Source organism: Bradyrhizobium sp. 18BD (assembly GCF_054185225.1).
Genome location: NZ_JAVAYL010000044.1, coordinates 1 through 7,402 on the forward strand (window position 1 = coordinate 1; position 7,402 = coordinate 7,402).

General features: G+C 64.0%; 7 protein-coding genes. 5 read left to right on the forward strand and 2 right to left on the reverse strand.

Features of this window, described 5'->3' with window-relative positions:
- Window positions 1-169: 169 nt before the first annotated feature.
- Both RAD16_RS40210 and RAD16_RS40215 read right to left on the reverse strand, forming a co-directional pair.
- Window positions 170-2,131: a putative bifunctional diguanylate cyclase/phosphodiesterase gene (locus RAD16_RS40210; RefSeq protein WP_458163598.1), complete on the reverse strand. Its 1,962-nt coding sequence runs from the start codon at window positions 2,129-2,131 to the stop codon at window positions 170-172.
- A 361-nt stretch (window positions 2,132-2,492) separates the two neighbouring features.
- Window positions 2,493-2,858, reverse strand: a complete 366-nt coding sequence (locus RAD16_RS40215) for a nuclear transport factor 2 family protein (protein WP_458163600.1) — start codon at window positions 2,856-2,858, stop codon at window positions 2,493-2,495.
- A gap of 101 nt (window positions 2,859-2,959) precedes the next feature.
- On the opposite strand from RAD16_RS40215, the gene RAD16_RS40220 reads away from it, so the two are divergent.
- The 5 genes from RAD16_RS40220 to RAD16_RS40240 form a co-directional block, all read left to right on the forward strand.
- On the forward strand, window positions 2,960-3,550 hold the full coding sequence (locus RAD16_RS40220; protein WP_458163602.1) for a TetR/AcrR family transcriptional regulator: 591 nt from the start codon (window positions 2,960-2,962) through the stop codon (window positions 3,548-3,550).
- A gap of 53 nt (window positions 3,551-3,603) precedes the next feature.
- On the forward strand, window positions 3,604-5,229 hold the full coding sequence (locus RAD16_RS40225) for a GMC family oxidoreductase (RefSeq protein WP_458163604.1): 1,626 nt from the start codon (window positions 3,604-3,606) through the stop codon (window positions 5,227-5,229).
- 81 nt (window positions 5,230-5,310) lie between these two features.
- On the forward strand, window positions 5,311-6,291 hold the full coding sequence (gene hemC, locus RAD16_RS40230; RefSeq protein ID WP_458163606.1) for a hydroxymethylbilane synthase: 981 nt from the start codon (window positions 5,311-5,313) through the stop codon (window positions 6,289-6,291).
- A 163-nt stretch (window positions 6,292-6,454) separates the two neighbouring features.
- Complete coding sequence (locus RAD16_RS40235) at window positions 6,455-6,823, forward strand: hypothetical protein (RefSeq protein ID WP_458163608.1); 369 nt, start codon at window positions 6,455-6,457, stop codon at window positions 6,821-6,823.
- 321 nt (window positions 6,824-7,144) lie between these two features.
- A partial coding sequence (locus RAD16_RS40240) for a hypothetical protein (protein WP_458163610.1) occupies window positions 7,145-7,402 on the forward strand: 258 nt, incomplete at its 3' end.

Here is a 7,402-nt window from a genome sequence, read left to right on the forward strand (position 1 = left end):
CCTCGCTATAATCACCCATGACTCGCCCTCCTTGCGTGAGGCTCTGCCCGGACCATCCGGGTAACCCTCGCAGTCGCATCGAGGGTGAGTCGCCCCGTTCCGCAAAGGGACATACGGTCTGAGGAGCCCGCCAAAGGCGGGCGTCGCGAAGGATGGCCGCAGAGAAGAGCTACGCCGCGAACGTCGCCCGAAGCTTCTTCGTCTCCAGCAGCGCCGGCACGCCATTGGCCGGCACCGGCCGGCTGATCAGATAGCCCTGCACCTCGTCGCAACTGATCTGCCTGAGATATTCGAGCTGGTCCGCGGTCTCGACACCCTCCGCGACCACGCCGATGCGCAAATCCCGCGCCAGCGAGATCACCGACTTCACGATCGCGGCGCAGTCCGGCTGCACCAGCATGTCGCGGATGAAGGATTGGTCGATCTTGATGCGGCTGAACGGCAGCTTGCGCAGATAAGTCAGCGAGGAGAAGCCGGTGCCGAAATCGTCGAGCGCCACGGTGACGCCGAGTTGCAGCAGCGCGTTCAGGATCGACGCGGCCGAGCCGTATTTCGACAGCAGCATCGATTCCGTGATCTCGATCTCGAACCGGCTGGGAGAGACCTTGGCGTCGGCGAGCGCCTGCACGATGGTCTGCAGGACGGCGGTGTTGTGAAACTGCGCCGCGGAGAAGTTGACGGCAACGCGGATATCCTCGGGCCAGTCCGCCAGCGTCGTGCAGGCGCGCCGGATCACCCATTCGCCGATCTCGTGGATCAGCCCGGTCTCCTCTGCGATGGCGATGAATTCGCTCGGCGGCACCAGGCCGCGCGAGGGATGCTGCCAGCGCAGCAGCGCCTCGAAGCCGGTGATGCGGTTCTCGTCGAGATCGAGGAACGGCTGGAACACCAGGAACAATTCGTCGCGCGCGATGGCGCCTTCGAGGTCCGATTGCAGCGCCTTGCGGTCGCGCGACACCCTGTCGTCGCTGGCCTCGAAGAAGCAGACCGTGCCGGGTCCTGCCTTCTTGGCGCGGTAGAGTGCCGCGTCGGCGTTCTTCATGACGTCGAGCGCCGTAGTGCCGTCCCGCGGCGCCAGCACGATGCCGACGCTGGTCGCGCCGACGATCTGGCGCCCCTCGATCTGGAACGGTTCGGCGAAGGCGGCAACGAAACGCTCGGCGATCTCGAGCGCATCCTCGGGCCGCGCCAGATTGGCCATCACCAGCGCGAACTCGTCGCCGCCGATGCGCGCGACATGCTCGGCCGCGCGCGTGCAGCGCTGCAGGCGGCTTGCGACCTGGACCAGGAATTCGTCGCCGGCGGGATGGCCGAGCTTGTCGTTGACCTCCTTGAAGCGATCGAGGTCGAGCAGCAGCACTGCGAACTCCTCGCCCGACAGGCTCAGGCGCTTCAGCGCGGCATCGAGCGTCTCGTTGAAGGCGAAGCGGTTGGGCAGGTGCGTCAGCGGATCCTGCCGCACGGTGCGCTCGGCCTCGACCTGCCGGATCACGCGCCGCGCAAACGAGAACGAGTTGACGAACACGGCGCGCAGCAGCACGGTGCCGTAGACCACCACCAGGATCGCCACCAGCACATAGGCGGGATCGCCGTTGCGGCTGAGGCAGATCGCGATGCCGACGAAGATCGGCGCGGTGAAGGCGATCGCCGCGATCGGGATGGCGGCGAAGGCCAGCGCGCCGCCGGCCAGCATGCCCGAGCAAAGGCAGGTGATGACGAGCTGGCCGCCGGAGGAGGCGTCGGCGAAGAAGGCGACCGGCACGATGCCCCAGGCCGCGCCGAGGACGAAGGCATTGCGCACCAGCCGGTGCATGGCGCGGCGCGAGACGAATTGCGGTTTGGTGATGCGGCGCGAGGCGTGGGATTGCAGCCCGAACCCGATGGCCGCGCCGGCGACGATCACCGCCCAGATCAGCGCGAGCTTCCAGTCCGGCGCATGCCACAGCGCAATCGCAAGCACGACGGCGTTGCAGGCGTTCGCCAGCATGATGCCGACGGAATAGCCGAGCACGAGCGACATCTGCTCGGCGCGGATGTGGCCGGCCATCGCATCGTCGGTTGCAGGACCGCCGAACGCCGACAGGTCGCCGGCGAACAGCCGCGCGAAATAGCTGGTCAGTTGAGTCCGCATACCAGAGCCTGCAGCATGGGCCGTTTGTCCGGCTCGATCGCGAGAATTCGCTGCAAACCTTTGACGAACTATGAATTATTCACGCTTGCGGCGGCGGCCGTGACCACTTCTGCGTGTTCGATCGGCAGTATCGATAACAAATCGATACAAATGCGGCGCGTCGCGTTACGGTTGTAACGCGAGAAGCACTCGGCCTTCATGGTTCGAGACGCGCCGCAGGCGGCGCTCCTCACCATGAGGATCTAGGACTCTGCCGTGTAACGAGACCTCATCCTGAGGAGCCCGCCAAAGGCGGGCGTCTCGAAGGATGGCCGCAAGCAGGCTGCCGGCCCGCTGTCCCACGAAACGTAACGGCGCCTCGTCACCGCCCAAGCTGCTTCGGGTCGTAATAGAACCGTTCCTCGATCAACTGATCGCCCCGCCAGGTCTGCCACGCGATCTCGTCCAGCGTCCGTGTGACGCCTTCGGCATTCGTGAAGCTGAAGGTCCAGCGTGTGGCGACATGATCGCCCTCGATCATGCTTGGGCCGACGCGGACGGCCTTGACCTCCCGAGACATTGCCAGCACGCCGCGCTCCTTGGCAACGAGGTTGTCGCGGCCGACCGTCGGTGCGGCGTTGTTCTCATAGGTGGCAGCGTCCGGCGTGTAGAATTGCTCGATCGCGCCGATGAAGTCACCGTCCTCCAGGCGCTTCGCAAAAGCTTCGACGATGTCACGGCTCGGCATGGCACACCTCACGATTAAAACCGACTGATGGTCGGTAAATACCGACCGGTGGTCGAAAAGTCAACTGGCCGCCTGTGCCGAATTCGACTAGACGAGACCCCATGGCAAAGCAGGCGGAGCGGCGGGCGGCGACGACGGAAGCGATCCTGACGGCGGCGCGCCGGCTGTTCGGGACGCAGGGCTTTGCCGCCACCACCATGGACGAGATCGCGGAAGGGGCGCGCATCGCCAAGGGCGCGGTCTATCATCACTTCAAGACCAAGGAGGCCGTGTTTGAAGCGGTGTTTGACCTGGTCTCGCGCGATCTCGTCGTCGAGATCGACGGCGCCGCGCGCGCCGAGAAGGACGTGCTCGCGGCGATGGTCGCGGGCACCCAGCATTATTTCGCCGCGACCGCCAAGGGCCCGATCGGCCAGATCATCCTGCGCGACGGCCCGGCTGTGCTCGGCTGGGAGCGCTGGCGCGAGATCGACGCAAAGCATTTTGGCGGCAAGATGCCGCGCGCGCTCTCGGTGGCGATGGAAGCCGGCCTGATCGCAAAACAACCGGTCGAGCCGCTGGCGCGGTTGCTGCTCGGTGCGGTGACGGAAGCCGCGGTCGCCTGCGCCGGACGCGCCGATATCGCAAGGGCGGGTGCGGAATATGCCCGTGCATTCAAGTCGCTGGTCGAAGCGCTGCGTCTGCGCGCATGATTGTGCTAGTGACGAACTGGAAACGCCCACACCAACAAGAAGAAGCGTAGCGCATGAACGCAAATTCCCCCCTCGCGCCGTCCGATCCTGAATTCGACTACATCATCGTCGGCGCCGGCTCCGCCGGCTGCGTGCTCGCCAACCGCCTGTCCGCCAACGGCAAGCACAGCGTGCTGCTGCTCGAGGCCGGCCCAAAAGATTCCAACATCTGGATTCACGTGCCGCTCGGCTACGGAAAGCTGTTCAAGGAGAAGACCGTCAACTGGATGTACCAGACCGAGCCGGAGCCCGAGCTGAAGGGCCGCCAGGTGTTCCAGCCGCGCGGCAAGACGCTGGGCGGATCGAGCTCGATCAACGGCCTGCTCTATGTGCGCGGCCAGCACGAGGACTATGATCGCTGGCGCCAGCACGGCAATGCCGGCTGGGGCTATGACGACGTGCTGCCCTATTTCAAGAAAGCCGAGAACCAGACCCGTGGCGCCGATCAATATCACGGCACCGGCGGGCCCCTGCCGGTCTCCAACATGGTCGTGACCGATCCGCTGTCGAAGGCGTTCATGGACGCCGCGGTCCAGACCGGTCTGCCTTACAATCCCGATTTCAACGGCGCCACACAGGAAGGCGTCGGCCTGTTCCAGACCACCACGCGCAACGGCCGCCGTGCTTCGACGGCAGTGGCCTATCTCGGCCCCGCGAAGACGCGCAGCAATCTCAAGGTCGAGACCGAAGCACTTGGACAGCGCGTGCTGTTCGAGGGCCGCCGCGCGGTCGGTGTCGAGTATCGCCAAGGCGCAACCGTGCGCCGCGCGCGGGCGCGGAAAGAGGTCGTGCTGTCGAGCGGTGCCTACAACTCGCCGCAGCTCCTCCAGCTCTCCGGCGTTGGCCCCGCCGATCTCCTGCGCAAGCACGGCATCGACGTGGTGCTGGACGCGCAGGGCGTCGGCCACGATCTCCAGGACCACATGCAGGTCCGCATCGTGATGCGCTGCTCGCAGAAGATCACACTGAACGACACCGTCAACAATCCGCTCCGCCGCACGCTCGCCGGCGCGCGCTATGCGCTGTTCCGGAAAGGCTGGCTGACGATCGCGGCCGGCACGGCGGGCGCGTTCTTCAAGACCAATCCGCGCCTGGCCTCGCCCGACATCCAGGTTCACTTTCTGCCGTTCTCGACCGACAAGATGGGCGAGAGGCTGCATGATTTTTCCGGTTTCACGGCGTCGGTGTGCCAGCTCCGTCCCGAGAGCCGCGGTTCCCTGCGGATCAGGAGCGCGGACCCGACCGTGCCGCCGGAAATCCGCATCAACTACATGTCCACCGAGACCGACCGCACCACCAATGTCGAAGCCATCAAGATCCTGCGCAAGATCCTGAATGCGCCGCCGATGAAGCCGTTCGTGATCAACGAGTATGATCCGGGGGCGAAGGTATCCACGGACGCCGAGATCCTGGATTATTGCCGCGACCGTGGCAGCACCATCTACCATCCGACCTCGACCTGTCGTATGGGCAATGACGCGCTCGCGGTGGTGGACCAGCGGCTGAAGGTGAGGGGGCTGGAAGGCCTCCGTGTCGTCGACGGTTCGATCATGCCGGACCTCGTGTCGGGCAACACCAACGCGCCGATCATCATGATCGCCGAAAAGGCCTCCGACATGATATTGGAGGATGCGCGGTAAAGCATGATCCGGAAAAGTGCGAAGCGGTTTTCCGATAAGATCATGCTCAAACAAAGCGTCGCGCACTGAAAGGACTTGGACTTGGCTACGCGATTCAAGATCGGCACACGCAAGAGCGCGATGGCGCTGGCACAGACGGAAGAGATTGCGCGCCGCCTGACCGCCGCCATGCCCGATCTCGACGTCGAGATCGTCAAGTTCGACACCACTGGCGATCTCGACCAGACCAGCAAGCTCCTGCCGCATGGCGGCAAGGGCGGCGCCTTCGTGGCGCAGATCCGCGCCGCCGTGGTTGCGGGCGAGCTGCAGGCGGCGATGCATTCGCTCAAGGACATGCCTGGGAACGAGGACACGCCCGGCCTCGTCATCGGCGCCACGCTGTCACGCGATCCCCCCGGCGATGCGCTGGTGCTGCGCGACGGCGTGACGCTGGAGGCGCTGCGCCAGTCCCGTGGCAAGGGTTTTAAAATTGGCACCAACGCGGTCCGCCGCGCCGCCTATGCGCGACGGTTGTTTCCTGACGTCGAAGTGATCCACTTCCGCGGCGCGGCCGACACGCGCGTGCGAAAGCTCGACAATGGCGAGATGCAGCGCCTGCCGGATGGCGGCGCTGTCGGACCTGCGGACGCGCTGATCATGGCGCGCTCGGGCCTTGATCGCGTTGGCCTAGCTGATCGTATCGCCTACGAATTCACCGCGGCGGAGATGCTGCCTGCGGCTGGGCAGGGCATCGTTGCCGTCGAATGCGCCGCGCAGGACTGGCAGACGCGCCGCATCCTCGCATCGATCGATGATCCCGCCGCGCATGCCTCTGCCGATGCCGAACGCGAAGTGCTGTGGGTGCTCAACGGCCACTGCAATTCGCCGGTCGCGGGCTTCTCGACCATCTCGGGCGATCAGATGTCGCTGACCGCTTCGGTGCTCGACCTCTCCGGCAACACCATCATCGAAGCCTCGCGCTCGGGCCCCGCCAATCGTCCGCGCGAGCTCGGCCGTGCCGTGGGACTGGATCTGCTCGGCAAGGGCGCCGCCGAGATCATCGAGCGCAGCCGGCCGCGGTAGGGCGAGACCTCATCATGAGCCGGTGATCTCCGTTTAAGGGTAATTGCGGACATCGCGAGAGCGAGCGCCGACATCCGCTCAGAGCCAGAAGTGGAAACGAAATTCTATCCAGTTATTCGTATCTTCCGGCGATCAAGACTATTTACCAAGCTTAGTCCCTTCCATGCACAACCAAAGGCTGTTGGCTGCGTCGGCAGGCTTCAGGGCCTATGAGAACCCGTCGGCAGTTGGTGAGGCGATGGTTCTGCTGCGGGCGAGATGGCTGGTTTTGCTCGGCATTTTTGTCAGCATTCTAACGGGATGCGGTGGCTCTCTGAGTGAGGCGATCAGATATCACCGGACAATCAACGTAGAAGTTGATGGAACGCGCGCCGATGGTTCTGGCGTCATTCAAGTCAAGCAGTCCGATACGAGGAGCCTCTTCGGCTCCATGGGAGGTTTCGGCAACGAGGTTCGCGGCGAAGCTGTTGCGGTTGATCTCGGACGTCACGGTACGCTCTTTCGCGCTTATGCATGGGCTAAAGCCGGATAGGGAGATCTAGCCGGTCCTGCATGGATGCTGTTTCACGTCTTCGCCGACTTGCTCAAGAGCGAGACCGATCCCCTCTCGCGCGTGCGGTTACTCAGAGAGCAGCACCCGCGTCTGGCTTGCTGCTCTGCTAGGCGGACACGAGAAGATTTGCGAAGTGGAAAACTTTTCATTTTCTGCTTGCAGTCAGGTGAGTGAGCGTCTATGCGTTTCCCGGCGTTGCCCGCCTGTCGGGCGCTCTCTTTGGTCTTGATGCCAAGGGAAGCATTTCACGCTCTTGATGCTCCTCAACTTGTTGAGTGACACAACAGCCGACACAATCGGTTGGAGTCATTCGACGTCGGTAAGAGTGTCGGAACCCTTCCTCTCAGGAAGGTTGAGGCCTCCGCGGTCTCGGGCTGTTTGACAAGTGAAGATGAAGAAAGAGAAACGTGGACGGCGGAGTCCTTGCGGGTCTCGCTTCTGAAGAGCTTCGGCTTTTTGGATCGAGACCGGACGAAAGACTTCGGCGGTACACGTTTTAAAGGAAACACCATCGTTGCCAGCGATGTGAATCGCAGGCAGCGCATCGACTTCGGTCGA